At 41.9% G+C, this 19,305-nt stretch carries 16 protein-coding genes and 1 pseudogene; 7 read left to right on the forward strand and 10 right to left on the reverse strand.

Going from position 1 to position 19,305, the window contains the following annotated elements; all coding sequences use genetic code 11:
• Positions 1 to 6: 6 nt before the first annotated feature.
• Complete coding sequence (locus tag DEM91_RS02825) at positions 7 to 1,197, reverse strand: efflux RND transporter periplasmic adaptor subunit (protein WP_249857926.1); 1,191 nt, start codon at positions 1,195 to 1,197, stop codon at positions 7 to 9.
• 772 nt (positions 1,198 to 1,969) lie between these two features.
• Positions 1,970 to 3,397: a CCA tRNA nucleotidyltransferase gene (locus DEM91_RS02830; RefSeq protein WP_249857927.1), complete on the reverse strand. Its 1,428-nt coding sequence runs from the start codon at positions 3,395 to 3,397 to the stop codon at positions 1,970 to 1,972.
• Between the two features lie 181 nt (positions 3,398 to 3,578).
• Here DEM91_RS02830 and DEM91_RS02835 point away from each other — a divergent pair, with 181 nt between their 5' ends.
• The 6 genes and pseudogenes from DEM91_RS02835 to DEM91_RS02865 all read left to right on the forward strand — a co-directional run bounded on the left by DEM91_RS02835 (position 3,579) and on the right by DEM91_RS02865 (position 9,035).
• Positions 3,579 to 4,016 (forward strand): hypothetical protein, encoded by a 438-nt coding sequence (locus tag DEM91_RS02835; RefSeq protein ID WP_249857928.1) that lies wholly within the window; start codon positions 3,579 to 3,581, stop codon positions 4,014 to 4,016.
• A gap of 179 nt (positions 4,017 to 4,195) precedes the next feature.
• Positions 4,196 to 4,738, forward strand: coding sequence for a DUF1599 domain-containing protein (locus DEM91_RS02840; RefSeq protein WP_008122821.1), 543 nt, complete (start codon positions 4,196 to 4,198; stop codon positions 4,736 to 4,738).
• Between the two features lies 1 nt (position 4,739).
• Positions 4,740 to 6,824: pseudogene (locus DEM91_RS12645) on the forward strand (BT_3928 family protein).
• An 84-nt stretch (positions 6,825 to 6,908) separates the two neighbouring features.
• Positions 6,909 to 7,580 (forward strand): SPOR domain-containing protein, encoded by a 672-nt coding sequence (locus DEM91_RS02855; protein WP_249857930.1) that lies wholly within the window; start codon positions 6,909 to 6,911, stop codon positions 7,578 to 7,580.
• 21 nt (positions 7,581 to 7,601) lie between these two features.
• Positions 7,602 to 8,195: a GTP cyclohydrolase I FolE gene (folE, locus tag DEM91_RS02860; protein WP_008122827.1), complete on the forward strand. Its 594-nt coding sequence runs from the start codon at positions 7,602 to 7,604 to the stop codon at positions 8,193 to 8,195.
• Positions 8,196 to 8,285: 90 nt separating this feature from the next.
• Positions 8,286 to 9,035: an exodeoxyribonuclease III gene (locus DEM91_RS02865; RefSeq protein WP_249857931.1), complete on the forward strand. Its 750-nt coding sequence runs from the start codon at positions 8,286 to 8,288 to the stop codon at positions 9,033 to 9,035.
• Between the two features lie 73 nt (positions 9,036 to 9,108).
• On the opposite strand, the gene DEM91_RS02870 is transcribed toward DEM91_RS02865, so the two are convergent.
• The 3 genes from DEM91_RS02870 to DEM91_RS02880 form a co-directional block, all read right to left on the reverse strand.
• Positions 9,109 to 9,792, reverse strand: coding sequence for a glycoside hydrolase family 25 protein (locus DEM91_RS02870; RefSeq protein ID WP_249857932.1), 684 nt, complete (start codon positions 9,790 to 9,792; stop codon positions 9,109 to 9,111).
• Positions 9,793 to 10,004: 212 nt separating this feature from the next.
• Positions 10,005 to 10,511, reverse strand: coding sequence for a DUF4251 domain-containing protein (locus DEM91_RS02875; RefSeq protein WP_249857933.1), 507 nt, complete (start codon positions 10,509 to 10,511; stop codon positions 10,005 to 10,007).
• Positions 10,512 to 10,694: 183 nt separating this feature from the next.
• Positions 10,695 to 12,239, reverse strand: a complete 1,545-nt coding sequence (locus DEM91_RS02880) for an endonuclease (RefSeq protein WP_249857934.1) — start codon at positions 12,237 to 12,239, stop codon at positions 10,695 to 10,697.
• A gap of 31 nt (positions 12,240 to 12,270) precedes the next feature.
• Between DEM91_RS02880 and DEM91_RS02885 the strand changes: the two genes are divergently transcribed.
• Positions 12,271 to 12,429, forward strand: coding sequence for a hypothetical protein (locus tag DEM91_RS02885; RefSeq protein WP_249857935.1), 159 nt, complete (start codon positions 12,271 to 12,273; stop codon positions 12,427 to 12,429).
• A 272-nt stretch (positions 12,430 to 12,701) separates the two neighbouring features.
• Here the strand turns inward: DEM91_RS02885 and tsaE are convergent, their stop codons facing one another.
• The 5 genes from tsaE to DEM91_RS02910 are packed head-to-tail and all read right to left on the reverse strand — an operon-like array spanning position 12,702 to position 19,291.
• Positions 12,702 to 13,115, reverse strand: coding sequence for a tRNA (adenosine(37)-N6)-threonylcarbamoyltransferase complex ATPase subunit type 1 TsaE (gene tsaE, locus DEM91_RS02890; RefSeq protein ID WP_249857936.1), 414 nt, complete (start codon positions 13,113 to 13,115; stop codon positions 12,702 to 12,704).
• 12 nt (positions 13,116 to 13,127) lie between these two features.
• Positions 13,128 to 14,711 (reverse strand): bifunctional response regulator/alkaline phosphatase family protein, encoded by a 1,584-nt coding sequence (locus tag DEM91_RS02895; RefSeq protein ID WP_249857937.1) that lies wholly within the window; start codon positions 14,709 to 14,711, stop codon positions 13,128 to 13,130.
• Positions 14,712 to 14,713: 2 nt separating this feature from the next.
• Complete coding sequence (locus tag DEM91_RS02900; protein ID WP_249857938.1) at positions 14,714 to 18,085, reverse strand: tetratricopeptide repeat protein; 3,372 nt, start codon at positions 18,083 to 18,085, stop codon at positions 14,714 to 14,716.
• The gene (locus tag DEM91_RS02905; RefSeq protein ID WP_249857939.1) at positions 18,066 to 18,896 is read right to left on the reverse strand and encodes a metal ABC transporter permease; all 831 of its coding nucleotides are present in this window, start codon (positions 18,894 to 18,896) and stop codon (positions 18,066 to 18,068) included. The genes DEM91_RS02900 and DEM91_RS02905 overlap by 20 nt, the downstream gene beginning before the upstream one ends.
• A gap of 2 nt (positions 18,897 to 18,898) precedes the next feature.
• Complete coding sequence (locus DEM91_RS02910; protein ID WP_249857940.1) at positions 18,899 to 19,291, reverse strand: hypothetical protein; 393 nt, start codon at positions 19,289 to 19,291, stop codon at positions 18,899 to 18,901.
• Positions 19,292 to 19,305 lie beyond the last annotated feature (14 nt).

Consider the following 19,305-nt stretch of genomic DNA (forward strand, 5'->3'; position numbering starts at 1 on the left):
ATATCTTTATTTGAAAGCCTCCTTCATCTTACCATAGTCACCTTGTATCTCCCCCAACTTCTCGGCTTCAGCTATTTTCTTTGCATACTGTGCCTCGGTAATGGGCTTAATCTCCATGCTATCAGTTAGCTTCGTAATGCCATGGGTAACGATTCGGTCACCCACTTTCAAACCTCCAGTGACAATAAAGTTTTTCCCATCATTCTGTGGAGCAACCTTAATCTCCTGATACTTCACTTTGTTGTCCTTGCCCACCGTGTACACAAATACCTTATCTTGTACCTCTGCGGTGTAAGACTGTGGAATGACAATGGCACCTTGGCTCACCTTTGGCACAACAATAGAGCCTGCCCCACCACTCTTCAGCAGTTTGTCAGGGTTGGGAAAGCGTGCTATCATAGACAGTGTTCCTGTCGCTGGATCGATGACACCGCTCATCTTTACCACCTTACCCGGCTGATTGTAAATTGTGCCATCTGCCAGTTGTAACTTTACCGTTGGCATAGAAGCAATGGCCGCCGACACATTGCCAGCAGTCTTTGTCATTTCTAAAACATCTTTTTCGGTCATAGAAAAGTACACCTCCACAGTACTAATATTAGAAACCGTTGTCAATGGCTGTGGACTGGATGCGCTGACCAAGGCTCCTTGCTTAAAAGGAAGGCTACCAACCACTCCTGCCGCAGGACTTTTCACATAACAGAAGTTGAGCATCTCTTTTGCAGAGGCTAAACTTGCTTGTGCTTGAGCCACCGCACTCTTTGCCGTTTCGTACGTGTTCTGTGCAGATTGCAACTCGTATTGCCCTATGACATTACGCTTAAACAGTTGCTCACTATTCTCATACGTTAGCTTTGCGGTCCGCAGTTGCGACTTTGCAGAGTTGACCGCTGCCTGTGCTTGGCGCACTGAGGCTTGGAAAGTGCTGTTATCTATCACGAACAATAGTTGCCCAGCCTTCACAGTTTGTCCCTCTTGTACGAGCAACTTCGTGATGAAACCAGAAACTTTAGGACGAATCTCCACATCCTGAATGCCCTTAATGACCGCAGGATAAGTGGTCTGAGTGGATGAACCTGTACTCTCAACCGTTTGTACTGGAAATTCGTTGTCGCCAAACTTTAGATTCGGTTTACCTCCGCAGGCGGCTAAAAGCACAGCAAAAGCAGCCAACAAAAACACGTTTTTTCGTCTCATATCCTATTTATTTTTTATTATTTCTTCGTTTCTTTCTTTGTCATCCTAAATCGAATACAATAGAAAACTCAAATATGTATTCAAGTTTTTACTTTGTAAAAGTACTTGTTTTTTATGAGAAATGCCGTACCCCTTGGGTACTTTTAACAAATATTGCATTGATTCTAATAAAAAAACGAACAGTTTTATACATCATTACTCTTTACTATATGATTATCTAATAGCGTTGAACGTGAGGACAAGTAAGGAGTTTTATCCGCCAACCAACTTATTCATTGGCGTTGCAAAAAATAGGACAAAAGAACTTCTTTATAGTTCACAAAAATGGTAAAAAATCTTGATTTGCTTGTCAAATACTCGCATATTTGGAAACAGGTGCACCTTTGCTCGCAAATACGCGAATTTTACAACTCCTTAAACCTCAATAGATTATAAAAATAATGCCATATTTTCTTGGATTGAAGACATGCTTTAGTCTTTTTATCTCATTACTTCAAGCCCACTAATGTATGTTCATAATGGCCTTAGAGTGTGTCTTTAGACGGACTAACCCATTGAGTTAACAACACAAGAGCTAAAAAACGTGTCTATTGAAGCTTTGAGACACCTCCAAAAATTCTATTTTGCAGAATTGAAAACTACCAAAAAAGTTTACAAAATTAAGATTGCCTTTTCGTCAAAAATCTACACAAAAAGCAGATGAAATAGCACCTAATAAAGACCTACCTGCATAAAAAATCATAGCTGACAGTTGACGATCGCTTGAAAAGCATTACTTCTCAAGCCCCATCTTTTTGGCTTTTTCTAAAAGAAGTTTCATCAAGGGTTCGCGTTCGTTAGGCACTTTGTTATCTAATACCGCATCCTTTAACGCCTGCTTCAGCGCTCCCACCTCTTGAGAAGGCTTGAGATGAAACAGCTCCATGATTTCATTTCCATCAATACAGGGTTGCAGCAAGCGTTTGTAATCACGCTCCTTCAAGTCATCAAGCTTTGCTCTGACAATTCTAAAATTATCCAAAAAGCGCTTTTTTCGCTGTGAATTTTTGCTGGTAATATCGGCTTCGCATAAAGTCATCAAATCATCTATATCGTCTGCGGCATCATTCATCAACCTGCGTACAGCACTGTCCGTTACCTCGTCATCAGCAATTGCAATAGGTCGCATGTGCATATCCACCAGCTTTTGCACATATTTCATTTTGGCATCCAACGGGAATTTAAGTCGTCTAAAAATGCCAGGAACCATTTTAGCCCCAATAAAATTGTGGTTATGGAATGTCCACCCCACCAACGAGTCCCAACGCTTGCTGCGTGGCTTGCCTATATCATGAAACAAAGCAGCCCACCGCAACCACAATTTGTCGGTGTGCTGGCAGATATTATCCACCACCTCCAACGTGTGATAAAAATTGTTTTTGTGTGCTCTGCCATTTCTGGTGTCTACTTGATCCATTGCCACCAGCTCGGGTAAGATTAACTCTAACAAGCCACAGCGATACAATTCTATGAATCCTCGACTGGGATGATCGGTCATCATGATTTTGTTCAGCTCGTCAGCAATGCGTTCACCACTCACAATCTTTATACGTTCGGCATTGCGCCTCAATGCTTCAAAAGTTTCGTCTTCAATAAAGAACTTGAGTTGGGTGGAGAAACGAACACATCGAAGCATACGAAGAGGGTCGTCAGAGAAGGTAATATCAGGGTCAAGAGGTGTGCGTATCAGTCCGTCTTCCAAATCTAACAATCCATCGAAGGGGTCTACCAACTCTCCAAAACGTGCCTGATTGAGACAGACCGCCAACGCATTAATAGTAAAATCTCGACGATTCTGATCGTCTTCTAATGTACCATTTTCCACCACAGGCTTACGCGAATCGTGGCTGTAACTCTCCTTTCTGGCACCCACAAACTCTATCTCCATTCCCTTGAACTTAATCTGAGCCGTACCAAAATTGCGAAACACCGAGAGATAGGCACGTTTGCCTAACTTTTGTTTCAATGCAGCTGCAACCTCAATTCCGCTACCGACAACAACCACGTCAATATCATTGGATGGACGTTCCAAGAAAAGATCGCGGACATAACCACCCACCACGTAACATTCTACATCTAAATGGTCGGCAACAGCGGATATTTGATGAAAGATATCATTATCTAAAAGATGCGCCAAATCGGCATTCGAAAGATTTCGCATAAGTCAAACGAGAGACTATCCCTGTCTCTTTCGGGATGAAGCTCTCAAGGTTATTTTAATTTTAATAATGAAGACAGACAACAACCGTCTTGAATGATAAAACTTCTTAAGTGGCTGCAAAGTTACTAAAAATAAGCAACGTTTTGGATGCGTTCATGCAGAAAATTACTATTTTTGCGACATGAAGATTTTTACATGGTTGATATTGTGCGCCTTGACCATCGTCTCGTGCGCTCCATCAGAAGACGAACAGGCAGCCCACTTGCTCGCTCAAATCAAAGCTCTCTATGAACGAGGCGAATATATGCAAACACTCGACTCTATTACCGCTTTGAGAATGCAGTTCCCGAAAGCGATAAAGAGCAGGAGAGAAAGCTTGCGTCTATGGCAACAAGCATCACTGAAGTTAGCGCAACACGACATTGCGCAAACCGACTCTGCGCTTCAAGCTATCCTAAGAGAGATTCCTGGGGAAGACAACTTGTACAAAGCCAACATGATGAGAGTAGAGCGCGACTCCCTGAAAGCCAGATACGAAGCCATGTGTGGCGTGGTGAGAATGATACGAATGAGGCAGAAACAAGATACAAAAGAATATCAGCACGCAGCTAACCAGTAACCATTTCTGTCAGACATCATACGAATTGAAGAAAGATTGTTAATCAATAGGGCATCCAACGCTTTCTTCATTTTTTGTATCTACACACTTCAAGACTTCTACCCGATAACAAACACAAAATTCACTCGTCACATTCTTTGGCTATTCCAGTAGAATTGATTAAATTTGCACACTATAATATGAACCATACAAAGACAGAAGAGCAGTTTAAGGATGTACTGGCAGAATGCCGGACACTGTTTGAGAATAAGCTCCACGACTACAGTGCATCGTGGCGAATCCTGCGTCCGTCTTCATTGACAGACCAGTTGTTTATCAAAGCCAAGCGCATTCGGTCTATCGAGATGAAAAAGAAAGCCATGATAGAAGAAGGCATACGACCTGAATTCATGGCATTGATTAATTATGGTATTATTGGATTGATACAATTAGAGAAAGGCTTTGTCGACGAAGTTGATATCAATACCACGGAGGCCATGACGCTATACGACCGACATGTACAGGAAGTTTTAGAACTGATGCTCAAGAAAAATCATGATTATGATGAGGCTTGGCGAATGATGCGTGTGAGTAGCTACACCGATTTCATTCTTACAAAAATTCAAAGAATGAAAGAATTGGAGGATATTCACGGACAAGCAATCGTTTCTGAAGGCATAGACTCAAATTTAATGGATATTATCAACTACGCTGTCTTTGGCGTTATCAGGCTTAGTGAATAAAGTGAAGACTATCTTGACCAATGTGTGCCGACTGGTATTAGCCATAACCTTCATCTTTTCGGGTTATGTGAAGGCCATTGACCCATTAGGAACTCAATACAAGATACAAGACTATTTGGAAGCATTGTCATGCCAAGGAATGGTTCCAGACTGGATAACATTGGCTTCTTCCGTTGGATTATCTGCCATTGAGTTCAGTCTTGGGGTGTTTATCCTGTTGGCTATTCGCAGACGACTGGTGTCCAAGATAACGCTGACGTTCATGGTTGCTATGACCATCGTCACGCTTTGGCTTGTCATTGCCAACCCTATTAGCGATTGCGGATGCTTTGGCGACGCCATTCATCTGAGCAACATGGAGACTTTAGTCAAGAACATTGTGCTGCTGGGGTGCGCTATTATCATTGCATTATGGCCGTTGCGCATGTGGAGATTTATCTCCAAAACAAACCAATGGATTGTCTTCAACTACACCATTCTCTTCATCATCGCCTCCAGCTTGTATTGTTTATATAAATTACCTTTCTTCGATTTCCGACCTTATCATATAGGAGCGAACATCCCAAAGGGTATGGAAATACCAGAAAATGCTGAACAACCCAAGTTTGAAACAACATTTTTGCTGAAGAAGAATGGAGAAACAAAAGAGTTTACACTTGACAATTATCCTGACTCTACATGGGAATTTGTGGACAGCAAAACAACACAATTAACAGAAGGATACGTGCCTCCCATTCATGACTTCAGCATTCAGACCTTAGAAGGAGAGGATTTAACTGAGGAAATTCTTGCAGATTCGAGCTACACTTTCTTGCTCATTTCGCCACATCTGGAGAATGCAAGCGACTTGAATTTTGGCAATATCGACAGAATTTACGAATATGCACAAACCTATGACTATCCATTCTACTGTTTAACGGCAAGTACGAAAGAGAATATCCAACATTGGCAAGACTTAACAGGGGCTGAATATCCGTTTTGCAGAACGGATGAAACAACACTGAAAACCATTATTCGCAGTAACCCTGGATTGATATTACTGAAGAAAGGTATCATTATAAGGAAGTGGAGTCATCATGATTTGCCTCAGGAAGCAGAACTTCAAAAGCCGTTATATCTGTCAAAAATAGGTACGATAGAAGAGAATAGCATCCCCAAAAGAATGATGATTATCTTTTTGTGGTTCGTACTTCCCTTATTATTACTTACAGTTGCCGACCGTTTATGGGCATGGAGCAGATGGTTAAGATTTAAGCAAAAGAAAAAAGAACAGACAAAAGAGAAAACTGAAGATAGTATTTCAACTTTAAACAATGATTAGTATATGAGAAAAAAAATTGTAGCAGGAAACTGGAAAATGAACTTGAACCTGCAAGAAGGTGTAGCCTTGGCAAAGGAAATAAATGAAGTGTTAAAGGCAGAAAAGCCTAATTGCGGTGTAATTGTTTGCACTCCATTTATCCACTTGGCAAGTGTAGCCGAAGTATTAGACCAAAATGTGGTTGCACTGGGTGCAGAAAATTGTGCTGACAAAGAGAAGGGAGCCTACACAGGTGAGGTTTCAGCAGAGATGGTGAAAAGCACTGGTGCACAATACGTAATTCTTGGGCACTCTGAAAGACGCCAATATTACAAGGAAACCCCAGAGATTTTGAAAGAAAAAGTATTGCTGGCTTTGAAGAATGGGCTGAAAGTTATATTCTGCATCGGTGAGACTTTGGAGGAACGTGAGAGCAACAAGCAGAACGAAGTAGTGAAAGCAGAACTTGAAGGTTCTGTATTCAATCTTTCCGCAGATGAGTTTAAGAACATCGTTATTGCGTATGAGCCTATCTGGGCAATTGGAACAGGAAAGACAGCTACAGCAGAGCAAGCTGAAGAGATACACGCTTTCATTCGTTCTATCGTAGCAGAGAAATACGGAAACGAGGTAGCACAAGACACAACTATCTTATACGGTGGCAGCTGCAAGGCAAGTAATGCACCCGAACTCTTTGCTAAAGAGAATATAGATGGCGGCTTAATTGGTGGTGCATCATTGAAGTGCGCTGACTTTAAGGGCATCATTGATGCATGGAAGAAGTAAAAACGCTTAGCATGAAGTGAGACATGGGTGAGCAAATTTATTGCTATGTCTCGCTTCATCATTTTTATTTGAAGGAAAACTCACATGAAAAAATTCGTCACTTTATTGTTTATTTTGACATGTGCTACAATTCATAGCGAAGCACAGTCATTCTTGGATCACTTACAGAAGAAAGAGCCAGGAAAAGCGTCTGTGAAAGTTAGCCAGAGTAAAGATATAGACGAATTGGTTAACGGAAAAGTCAAAATCACCATCACTACGCTACCTCAAGCACCAACTACGGGTAAATCGAAACAAGATGACAAGCCTTCAATCCATCCTCTGACACCACAAAAGCAGGATAAGATTACGGATAAGACGAAAGAAGACAGGAATAATAAGCAGGAAAGTTCTGCCAAAGCCACCGAAAGACGAGCTACAAAAGAGGATACGTCTACCTTTGAGTTGGACATTCCTACCATAGATATGCGCAAAAAAGTAATGCGCAAAAGCTACAAAATTAATGGCTATCGGGTACAAGCATTTGCTGGAGGTAACTCGCGAGCAGACAGACTTCGAACTGAAAGCATCAGAGACAACATCAAACAAGTACTTCCAAACGAACCGATCTATGTACATTTCTACTCGCCAAGATGGATTTGCCGTGTTGGAAACTATCGTAGCTACGAAGAAGCTGCAAGAATACTAAAACAAGTCAAAGGACTTGGGTACAAACAAGCTTGCATTGTTCGAGGAAAAATTACCGTACAATATTAATCATAGAAGCACACAATCCGCATGAATCAAACAAATGAATTTCGCGAAGGTTTGGATGAACTCGCATCACATTATCAAGAAATATTACAATTATTAGGCGAGAATCCAGATAGAGAAGGATTAGAAAAGACACCGATGCGTGTGGCAAAGGCAATGCAGGTACTCACTCGGGGATATACACAAGACCCTAAACGAGTGCTATTGGATGCACTGTTTGAAGAAAAGTATGATCAAATGGTCATTGTAAAAGATATAGACTTCTTTTCTTTGTGCGAACATCACATGCTCCCCTTTTATGGAAAGGCACACGTAGCTTACATTCCTCATGGACATATTACAGGACTGAGCAAGGTAGCACGCGTGGTAGACATATACAGTCACAGACTTCAGGTGCAAGAACGACTCACTCAACAAGTGAAAGATTGCATACAAGAGGCATTGCAACCTTTGGGCGTGATGGTTGTCATCGAAGCAAAACACATGTGTATGCAGATGAGAGGAGTCGAAAAACAAAATTCTATCACCACAACGAGTGCCTTTTCGGGTGCTTTTAACCAAGCAAAAACACGTGAAGAGTTTATGAATCTTCTTCGTGGAGAGTCAAGGAAAATTTAATCAAGACATCAGATGAAGAGAATGAGTGGAACACCTCAAGCAATGAAATACAATATTCATCCTATCAACAAACTATAAAAACGTAACTTTATGAACTTCATATCCTGGAATGTAAATGGTCTTAGAGCCTGCGTAAAAAAGAATTTTCAAGAATCTTTCCAACAGCTTGATGCAGATTTCTTCTGCCTTCAAGAAACTAAAATGCAGGAAGGACAGTTGGATTTGCAATTTCCGGGCTATACTTCATACTGGAACTATGCCGAGAAGAAAGGTTATTCAGGAACGGCTATTTACACAAAACACAAACCTATTCATGTGAGCTATGGCTTGGGAATAGAGGAACACGACCAAGAAGGACGTGTGATTACGCTTGAAATGGAAGACTTTTTCTTGATCACCGTGTATGTTCCCAACTCACAAGATGAACTTAGAAGACTTGATTACCGCATGAAATGGGAGGATGATTTTCGTGCTTATATTACCCAACTCGACCAAATCAAACCAGTAATCATTTGTGGAGACCTGAACGTAGCGCATGAAGAGATTGACTTGAAGAACCCAAAGACAAACAAACGCAATGCTGGTTTTACAGACGAAGAACGCAATAAGATGACCAGATTGCTGGACAACGGCTTCATAGACACATTCCGTTACCTTTATCCAGAGCAGATTACATACTCATGGTGGTCGTATAGATTCAGGGCAAGAGAAAAGAATGCAGGCTGGCGTATCGACTATTTCCTTATTTCAGAACGGTTGAAAGAACGCTTACACGATGCAAAGATTCATACCGAGATAATGGGTAGCGACCATTGTCCCGTGGAATTGGAGCTGAAATAAAAGATAATTGGTGCTGAAATAAAAGCTAAAACAAGGAGCGGCAGCAGTCCCCAATACGATTGCTCCACTTCATTCACTGCCCTGCTGTCGTAGGTTGAAGCAAAATGTCGGCTAAGGTTGTCCCCACGGCAAAGGCATTCAAATCCACATGATGATTGATACCATCCACCCAACCGTACTGGTCACGCTGCCAAATAAAGTGTCGATGTGCGCCTTTTACTATCGGAGCTTCCTCACTGTATCGTGCTATAAAGAGAGGAAGTTTGTCAAAACGTGGCGATAGATGCGCATTATAGAAACGCGAGTCTGCATACAACAATGGATAACGACCATAATGTTGCTTCACCAACCATAGAAAAACTGCCAAACTGTCTTGCAGCTGTTGCTTGCTCCAACCCTTTACTCCAGCCCATTCTACATCAACCATCGGCAGTAAATCTTGCGGATGTTGACTCATATGAGCCTTAAAATGGTTGAACTGACGATGCACAGAACTGGTAGAAGTAAGGAAATGATAAGAACCAACATGGAGTCCCACTTCCTTGGCACCACTCATATTGCGATGATAAAACGTATCTACGTGGGTACTCCCTTCTGTTGCTTTGACATAAACAAACTGAATACAGGTGTCACTTGCCACCAAAGCCCAGTCAATTTCTCCTTGATAATGCGAAACGTCTATTCCGTCATAATGATAACGACTGCGCACATGGCTTGCCACTACTCCATCATGACTTCCTAAATTCCACCTATACAATAAGTTTCTATATTGTTCTGGAAATAAAATAATCAAAAAACAGAATAGGATAAACAGAGCGGAAACAGTGATTCCCCCTACCCTTAGCCACCTTTTCCTTTTGGATGACTCCTGATGATGATGCTTATTTGACGGTGAAATGGGCATGATTACCTAACGATTACACTCACAATGATTCGCAATGCCGCACATGATTCATAGCATGGAGACATTTATTTTTGAGTTTTATTTACGTGAACCAACTTCCCACTAAAGGAGATTGGGTCGCGTTGTTGCGACCTTACAACCAAATCTACATGACCATTCATAAAAACATCAAGCTGATACGTATACTGGTCTTCATCATTCCGTACATCAATGCTTAGTCTGGCAAATCCTTTTTTGGAATAGTGTAACTGATAATCCTGTATGGGTGCTTGAAAAACTAAACCTTTCCCACCCCCATAAGGAATGCTGTAGGCACGTCCATAGTAAGGAAGATTAGAATATAAAGTGTCACCCGAAAGCTTCAACCCATAGCGATCTTGTAAATACCTCATACGCATGCGGAGCGGCATCACATAGGTCATTTCTGCCTCCCATGTTCTACTCTCCAAGACATGAGCAACCGTTGATGCCGTATCCAAACGTTGTGCTGCCTTTTGACGACTACTCTGTTGCGTCACACCGCATCCACTGACTATCAATAAGAGTAGATATATCCAACATTGTTTTATCATAGTTGCCTCCAATTTTCGGCTAAGATACAAAAAATCTAAGACTTTGAAAACATCGCTGAACAATATTTAGACTGCTGTGCGTTCGTGTTTCATTCAGTTGAAAAGAGATAGACCCACAAGAAAAAACATCTTCTTATGAGTCTTCCACGATTACACCTGTTATTTTTTGCAGATTTTCATCCCTTATCTTTTGAGATATTTATGCCCATTTTGAATCACCACACCATGATGATGACGATTCACTCGCTTTCCGGACAGGTCGTACATCGGCCTCAAAACATCCAATTGAGTTCTATCCTTCGTTACTCGATAAATGTATGTTGGCGTTTTCTTACCCGTCAATTTCAAATTCATAATCTCCCAAGTAGGTGCACAAGCCGTTGTACTCTTATAGACAAAGGCTATCTGTACTTGCTTTCCAACAAACTCGGTCAAATCAACTTCTGTCGACACAAAGATCCACTTATCTTGGTGAGGAATATCCACCGAACAATTCCTCCAATGCATTCCGCCATCATCACTCACACAAACGGACAAAAATTCCTTCGCTCTATTCTTATATGTTTTTAAGAAATTACATGCTTGTTCAAAGGTTAAAACTGCTTGGGTGTACGAAGTTAAGTCGATGACAGGAGATATCAACCAACTTTCTGCTGCCTGATTCAGATTCCTTACATAGGCTGAAGCTTTCATGCACGACACATAATTGTTTTTATAGGGTGACCACACGTAGCGCATGTCAGCAGACAAACTTTTATCATCCACCGTAAACTTTCCGCGTCCACCTGCAAACGACTCTTGCAGTAGGGTCTCTTCTGTTACCGAAGGCTGTGGCTCTACACCCGGTTGAGGGTCAGGTGAAGGAACAACTGTCGCATGACCGCCTTGATAATGATTATAACTAAAAGCTACAGATACAGAATCTCCCCACAGATAATCCTCCAATCCAGGATAGTCCACAAAGGGGTTTCTATTGCCTTGCACCTTGTAGACAGCTTCATTTCTTGCTTTTTCTTTTTCACTCACAGGGTCTTGTTTAGCCCATTTCATCAGCATATCCATCTGCCACTTTACATACGGGCGGTACGGGTTGTGTGACATCACGTCGCTGTTCCAATTGGCAATCTGACTTTCATAACAGGTCGCCATATAAAAATACACGCGTGCCAAATCTCCTTTGTATTCATCATTCGGCTCGAAGACTGTTCCCGAATATCCCGGTAGTGTACACTTTCCTAACTTGCTATACCCATTGTTCGACTGATACGTCTCACCTTTCGTCTCTCCATAGGGATAATTGTTCCGTCGATTGTTCACATAACCATCCGATGGCATCACATGGAAAGCATCGGATTTCATGGGTGAGGCTGAATTAAACCAGCTTTTTGGCATGGTATGCTCACGATTGTACGCAGCACCCTCACTACTGCAATTGGCACCTTGCGCGCTGCTACCTATCACATAATTGGTGGTGTTCGAATAGATGTCGTACAGTTTTCCGTCTGGACGCCTGTCCGTTGTGCGATAAACCGTCCACAATTCTTTATACGACTTGACCTTTGGAGCCATGATTACCTTGTGAAATGCCGTTTTCAATGCTGCACCTTTCAACCCATCTGTACGTTGATAATAAGTTCCTGTACCATTTGGAGCCTGCGCCCAGATAACAGAGGATGTTAATAAAAGTACTCCTACAAATATTTGTCTTTTTATGTTTCTTAATTGCATCACGAATCTGAGAAATGTAAATATCAATGATATGAACGAAAAAAAAGTTGTCACCCTTACCCAATACGAACAAAGTATGAGTTACGTCTATGACAAAAGTACAAAGATTTTTACGCTTACAGAACATTACTACATACTTTTTCTTCCTTATAGGCAAACAGTTGGTGTAGCTGAAAGCACACAGACTTGAGGGAAAATAGACTGTTTTGGTGAGCAAAATAGTCTATTTTACACCACAAAACAGTCTGTTTTGAATGCTTCATGTGTTTCTTTCGTGTCTGTCGATGCTTCGAACAACAAGGGTGCAACGATGTTCTGAGGTCGTATTCACAAAAAGCTTGCGTACAAAACGACAAAAAAAATCCTAACGTTGTGCTTGTTCCGTAGGCTCAAAATAGGAGAAACAATCCGCCTAAGCCCTACGAGAACACAACGTTAGGAATGCTAACTCATCGCTAAACACTAAAAGGTGATGAATCGAGAACCGTCCTCTTGCTCCATGATGTGCACCTTTACGGCATCTTTTGGCAACAAGCCTTCTATCAGTTCGGGCCACTCTAAGAAGCAAAGTCGTCCACTATAGAAGTAATCTTCATAACCCATATCAAACACTTCTTCTACCTTTTTTATCCGATAAAAATCGAAATGGTAAATCGAGTCGTCTAACTTGTTTGAATAGTACTCATTCACAATGGAGAAAGTGGGCGACGTAATGACATCGTCTACCTGCAAACACTCACAAATAGCCTTGATAAAGGTGGTCTTCCCTGCGCCCATTTTTCCGTAAAAAGCAAATACATTGCCTTTACCCATGTTATCAATAAACTGCTTTGCAGCCTCATGAATATGATCTAATGATTCAATTTTAATATCCATATCATTATTGTTTTAATTTTTTCCTATCTGTTCTTTGGTCTTAACTCGTTTTTTCGGTGTCAGCGTAATGAGTGGCACCAACATTTCTTCCATACTAATGCCTCCATGCTGAAAAGTATCTTTGTAATAAGCTACATAATAATTATAGTTATTGGGATAAGCCAAGAAGGTGTCACCCGTAGCAAATACATAAGTTGTGCTAATATTTGGAGACGGCAATTGCGCTAAAGCAGGTTTTTTGATTGTAAACACTTCTTTGGCTGAATAATTGAGATTTTTGCCCAATTTATAGCGCAAATTCGTATTCGTATTACGGTCTCCAATAATTTTAACAGGCTTTGAAGCCCTGATACTGCCGTGGTCGGTCGTTAAAATGACTTTATAATTTGCCTGTGCCAAGAGCTTCATCAGCTCTGACATCATAGAGTGTCGAAACCAACTCTTCGTGATACTTCGATAAGCAGATTCGTTGTTTGCTAATTCTCGTACCATCTTAGACTCCGTACGTGCATGAGAGAGCATGTCGATGAAGTTGACTACCAAGACATTCAAATCGTTTTTGGACAGTTCGTGCAGTTGGTCAAAAAACTTATCTGCACCGCCCGAATCATTCACCTTATGGTAACTAAAACTGTCATGACGGCGATAACGCTCTATCTGTGTTTTTATCAAAGGTGCTTCATTCAAGTTTTTGCCTTCCTCTTCATCTTCATCAACCCATAAATCGGGAAACATTTCGACAATTTGTTGTGGCATCAATCCGCTGAAAATGGCATTGCGCGCATACTGTGTAGCCGTGGGTAGGATGCTACAGTATAGGTCATCGTCTATCTCGAACATATCACTCAAATCGTTGGCAATAGCTCGCCATTGGTCATATCTAAAGTTGTCTATGACTATAAGGAACACTTTTTCGCCTTGATCGAGCAGCGGGAATATCTTTGTCTTAAAGATATCAGGACTGAGCAGTGGACGAGTTGTTTGATGAGGAGCCACCCAATCTAAATAATGTTTGCTTATATATTTGGCAAAGCCTTGGTTGGCATCCTCCTTTTGCATTTGCAACATTTCTGTCATGTTACTATTTGCAGCACTCAATTCCAATTCCCAATGTACCAAACGCTTGTAAATACCTTTCCAGTCTTCCAGCGTTTGGCAGTCCATCATCTGCATGGCAATAGCTTGAAAACTTTGCTGATACCCAGATTGTGTGACCTCGGTTACAATTTCTCGCCGATGGATATTCTTTTTAAGCGTTAGAAGGATTTGGTTTGGATTAACAGGTTTAATCAGATAATCAGCAATTTTCGACCCGATGGCTTGCTCCATGATATTCTCCTCTTCGCTCTTCGTCACCATTACTACTGGTGTTGCAGGGTGAATCTCCTTGATTTGTTGTAAGGTTTCAAGCCCTGTAAGACCGGGCATCATCTCATCGAGCAACACCAAGTCGAAGGTTTGTTCCTGACAAGCCTCGATGGCATCCGCACCATTGCTCACTGTGACCACTTCGTAACCTTTCTTTTCCAAGAAGAGAATATGCGCACGAAGCAAGTCAATCTCATCATCTACCCACAATAATAATCCGTTACTCATCTCTAAAATCCTTCTAAATCATAATATTCATCACCAAAATCTATCACTTTAGGCTCTGCTTTTTTCTTCTTCTTTTTATTCTTATCCGTAGTTTTATCTGCGGTCTTTGGCTTGCCTGTCTTGTCTTTAGCGGTTTTGCCATCCTCAAAATAGATAATCGTCTCACCCACTCGTTGCGGTTGTTGTTTACTCGGAACTTGCTTAGGCTTTGCTTTAGTGGGCTGAACAGACTGGGTTGGCACTTTTTGGAGTGACTTTTTCGCATTCGCAGGCAACTGCTTTGTCGACTTTGTTTTAGCAGAGTCGGCAGGCAGCGGCGTCTTTGAAGTTGTACGAGGAGCCAATGGAATCACCGTTTCTCCACTGTTGCTTTCCTTTTTAGGCTGCTCTACTGGGACGATTGTACCGCCTTGAGTATTCGATGACTTCGCATATTCCTCTGGAAGGACATAAGTACCATTGTCCAAAGGTTTGTTTTCCAAACCGTTGTCAATAAAGGTAGCATCATCGAGCAACCTATCTACCTCTTCAAGAGTGGGCTTAGGCTGTGCCTGTGTCTTTACCTCTGTGGGCTCGGTCAATAGCTGGAAAGTACTAATCTTTAATGGAGCAAAGTGCTTGGTATAATATTTATCGTAATCATCGTAACTGAAATTCGTTCCCAACAGTTCAAGATTCACATCACTGATGACAAAAGTACGGACGTACTTCAATAGGGATGCCAGCTCTCTCTGCTTGTGAAAAGCACGTGCATACTGCAAAGCTTCATCGAAATTGAGGAATCCTGCTATCTTCATGAGATGCAGGCCAAAATCGTCTTGCGTTATGACAACATCGAAATTACGAACCACATACTGGGTAAAGTTGTATTTGGCGACACGATATAGCAACTGATTTTCATTCACAGAATCAGGATGATAAGCAATCATAAACGTAAAATTGGTGTTGCGCTCGTTACTGAATGTTCGCTTGGCAATTGAGTCGCTATCACTTAACACCGCAGCCCGACGCGACCACACATCTCCTATATCGAACTTACCTCCACGCAACTTCCGACCCGCCTGCACGCCGTTGATAATCATACCCGCTAAAGGACTGAGTTTACTCTCTGGATATTTTTCCACCAAAGTATGAAGATCTGCCAAGCATTGAGTAGCATCACCACGATTCAACTTACCCAATCCACCAATAAAAAGGAATTTATCACGGTTTGCACCCAGTGGGAAACGTGTCTCGGAAATATGCGTATTCGCCAGCACCTCATCGTATCGGTCGGCTTTGAAAGCGTTGTATGTGGCAGCATAAATCGAGTCTTCAATGTGTACACCCAACTTTGCATTCTCCTGAAAATAAGGGTCAGTGAGCAAAACAGTCCACTCGCTCTTCGGAAATTGCATCTTTAAGCGCTGCACATAACCGTTTGCCACTGCCGGTTGGTGTAGCCTCGAATAGAGCAAGAATAAATGATAGTAAGCCAAATCCATGTGCTCGTACGTTGGATATTGCTCTACCAACCGTCGCAAGGCTTTCTCTCCAAGGCGTAAGTTATCTAATTTATCCTTGAATATCACCCCTGCATGAAACAAACCATCCATAATCAGTTGGTTGCTGGCAGCCACTTGGTCTGGGGTAAAGGGTATTTGAGCCAAATAAAAAGCACGCTGATGAGGGTCGTTCTGCGCACTATCAGGAACCTGTTGCAAAGAGTCTTCCATACTCTCTTGCTGCCGAATGGAGTCAAGTTGCAATTCTGATAGTTCTTGTTGCTGTCCTAAAGAGACAACAGTCTTGTTGATACGTTGCCAATTATCCACATTTTCTCGCTTTCCCCACAAACGTTGAAATGCCGTTTTGCCTTGGTTAACTGCCATGGGATTATAAAAGTACCACTCTCCAGACTGCTGTCTGTTGACATTGGGCAATGTGTTACGCTTCGTCATCCTTTCCTGTGGGTCAAAGGGAGTATTGAAGTCGTCTTGTGATTCCTGTCTTGTTGATTGCATCGCCAACAAGTCTGCTTCTTCTTTTTCTTTCTTTTTCAACGCCTTGATTACCCTGTCTATTGCCGCATTACGTTGCGCTTCGGGCATTTGAGCCAAGACTTGCAGCGAATCTTGCAGCTGCACTGCATTCGTATAAGACACCAACTCATCCAGTATTTCGGAGCGTCGAGCCAATTGTCCATAGTCTTCACGGTCCTTATCTAAAAGACCTATTGCCTCTCCATAACACCGTTTGGCATCGCCATACTTCTCACGATTCCAATACAAATCACCCAATTTCAACAGTAACACGCCCTTCTCGATGCCAGAACGTGTAGCACGCTTGTTGCCTTCTTCGAACGCATCAATGGCTCTTAACGTATCTTTCTGACCCAAATAGATGTTACCAATGGCATAATACACCTGATCTAAATAATCTTTGTTATTGTCATTGGCAGCCATGCGATGCAGCTTACGAATCATCTGATGCCCCTGCGTTCCAGCCATCACTTTGGTCATGGCTATCCGTGCATTAAACTCAATCTGATAAGGCGGATGCAACCTGATGACTCGTCGATAAGCCTGATAGGCAAGTTCTTTTTGATTGATAGCCTCGTACAACTGTCCTAACAAGAAATACTGCCGTGCTTTCTGTCGACGACGCATCTCGTGTTTGATAACTTTACGAAGATAGGGAATGGCTTTTGCATACTCCTTCGTATGGATATAATAATCGGTATAAGTATAATCCCATTCCTTTTGGGCTTGCCAATGCACTGAGTCTCGCTCCATATTGCGAATAACATCCTCCGCATCGTATAACCATCCTTGTTCTATATAGCTTTTTGCCAACCATGCACGTGCCCTTCCATAAATAGAAGGTTGCGTTTGATAAAGTCTACTCATGTAAGAAAAGGTAGATACAGCTTCATCAAAAGCCCCAGAATGAAATTGAGCACGCCCCATCAACATCCATGCTTTCCACAAAAACGGATTATACTCTTTCCGATTGAGCCATTCTCTATCTTTTGCAGTCTTACGCTTTCCTGACCGCCATTCGGGTCTTTTCTTGATGCTATGCAGTTTGATAGCCTTCTTACTTTTCTCCACCGCACGTTCAAAGTTCGCCTTTCCCAGCTCTCTACTGCTTTTACTTCCCACAGGATAAAGCGGAAGAAGTTCTGTAAAATTGTCCTGATGACCATTCTCTTTCTCTAAAGAGGCATCAATATAAGCCACAGTTCCATTGTAATACGTATTATAGCGCGCATTAAAAGCATGCCACCACCTGCTCCGCGCAGTGTTTTTCTGCGTGGAACAACCTGATGCTAAGAATAAAAGTATGATTATCTGAATCAGGAAAGCGACATATCTAAGCTGCCATAACCTCATTATTAATAAACTTATTCCTTAACACTTTTATTGCTTTGAGCAAACCATAAATCAAGATACTCACAAAGATAATGGCGGCACCTGACGGAATATTCAGCATGTAACTAATACTTAGTCCTATCAAACAATCTATCCAACCAAAAAAGATACTCCACAAAATCATTCGTTTGAAACGATATGTAAACAGATTAGCAGTCATCTGTGGAATGGTGAGCAAGCTAATAGCCAGCACAATGCCCACCATTCGAAGGGTGGCAACAATGGTCATGGCAATTAAAATCATCATGAGATATTCAATAGCAGTCACTGGCAATTGCTGCGATTGTGCAAAACGACTGTCGAAAGCAACGCTGAGAATGGCTCTAAATAGTAAGGTAAACACAACTATCACAAAGACCGTGAGTACCAACAGAAACAGAATATCTGCGGAACCTATCGACAAAATGCTACCAAACAGAAAAGAAGGGAGGTCGGGAAGGAACCCTGGTGTAAGGTAACAACAAATGATTCCTACACTCATCCCAAGCGTCCAAAACATAGCAATGGCAGAGTCAATACGCACATTGTACTGGTTGGACATCCATTGAATGCCACATGCGCTAAAAATAGCAAATGCCAAAGCAGACAAAATAGGGTTTACTCCCAAGAGAACTCCCATCCCTACGCCTCCGAACGAGGCATGAGTGATGCCACCACTAATGAGGACTAATCGACGTGCCACAATGTAAGTTCCGATAAAACCACATAAGATACTTGCCAATAAAGCGCCAATCAGTGCATTTTGAAAGAAAGTATAGCTCAGTATTTCCATTCTTAACTATTGCTCATCAACATTATTACCTCATCTTTGAGCTGATTAGGAAGATTGATACCACGCAGGATAAGACTTCTATTCCAATCTTTTACCTCCTTCTGCCGCATCGTTTCAAGTACTTCTGCAAACTCCTTCACCTCTTCATCTGTATAAGCATCCGCTGCCCTTCCCTGATAACAATCCAACTCTTCATCATTAAAATATTCTATTTCTTTGGTTGCTGCCTCCATCATGCAGACTTGCTCGCAACGGTTGTCGATGCCATCACAGGTAGCACACGAATGTGCAGGCAATGCCACCTCTTCGTGATGGTCGCCCGACTTTGAAGCAAAAAAGCCGAACAAAGCAGCTACAACGCCTATTCCTATTAACAAAAGAACGAGAAAAATCATGTGGTTACTTTTTA

The organism is Prevotella sp. TCVGH, assembly GCF_023522295.1.
Lineage (GTDB): Bacteria > Bacteroidota > Bacteroidia > Bacteroidales > Bacteroidaceae > Prevotella > Prevotella timonensis.

Excerpts from the sequence above, each read along its gene's own strand:
- DEM91_RS02905 (WP_249857939.1), bottom strand. The coding sequence starts at position 18,896 with ATGGAAATACTGAGCTATACTTTCTTTCAAAATGCACTGATTGGCGCT.
- DEM91_RS02855 (WP_249857930.1), top strand. The coding sequence starts at position 6,909 with ATGAAAAAATTCGTCACTTTATTGTTTATTTTGACATGTGCTACAATT.
- DEM91_RS02835 (WP_249857928.1), top strand. The coding sequence starts at position 3,579 with ATGAAGATTTTTACATGGTTGATATTGTGCGCCTTGACCATCGTCTCG.
- DEM91_RS02875 (WP_249857933.1), bottom strand. The coding sequence starts at position 10,511 with ATGATAAAACAATGTTGGATATATCTACTCTTATTGATAGTCAGTGGA.
- DEM91_RS02830 (WP_249857927.1), bottom strand. The coding sequence starts at position 3,397 with ATGCGAAATCTTTCGAATGCCGATTTGGCGCATCTTTTAGATAATGAT.
- DEM91_RS02825 (WP_249857926.1), bottom strand. The coding sequence starts at position 1,197 with ATGAGACGAAAAAACGTGTTTTTGTTGGCTGCTTTTGCTGTGCTTTTA.
- DEM91_RS02900 (WP_249857938.1), bottom strand. The coding sequence starts at position 18,085 with ATGAGGTTATGGCAGCTTAGATATGTCGCTTTCCTGATTCAGATAATC.
- tsaE (WP_249857936.1), bottom strand. The coding sequence starts at position 13,115 with ATGGATATTAAAATTGAATCATTAGATCATATTCATGAGGCTGCAAAG.
- DEM91_RS02880 (WP_249857934.1), bottom strand. The coding sequence starts at position 12,239 with ATGCAATTAAGAAACATAAAAAGACAAATATTTGTAGGAGTACTTTTA.
- DEM91_RS02885 (WP_249857935.1), top strand. The coding sequence starts at position 12,271 with ATGAACGAAAAAAAAGTTGTCACCCTTACCCAATACGAACAAAGTATG.
- DEM91_RS02865 (WP_249857931.1), top strand. The coding sequence starts at position 8,286 with ATGAACTTCATATCCTGGAATGTAAATGGTCTTAGAGCCTGCGTAAAA.
- DEM91_RS02840 (WP_008122821.1), top strand. The coding sequence starts at position 4,196 with ATGAACCATACAAAGACAGAAGAGCAGTTTAAGGATGTACTGGCAGAA.
- DEM91_RS02910 (WP_249857940.1), bottom strand. The coding sequence starts at position 19,291 with ATGATTTTTCTCGTTCTTTTGTTAATAGGAATAGGCGTTGTAGCTGCT.
- DEM91_RS02895 (WP_249857937.1), bottom strand. The coding sequence starts at position 14,711 with ATGAGTAACGGATTATTATTGTGGGTAGATGATGAGATTGACTTGCTT.
- folE (WP_008122827.1), top strand. The coding sequence starts at position 7,602 with ATGAATCAAACAAATGAATTTCGCGAAGGTTTGGATGAACTCGCATCA.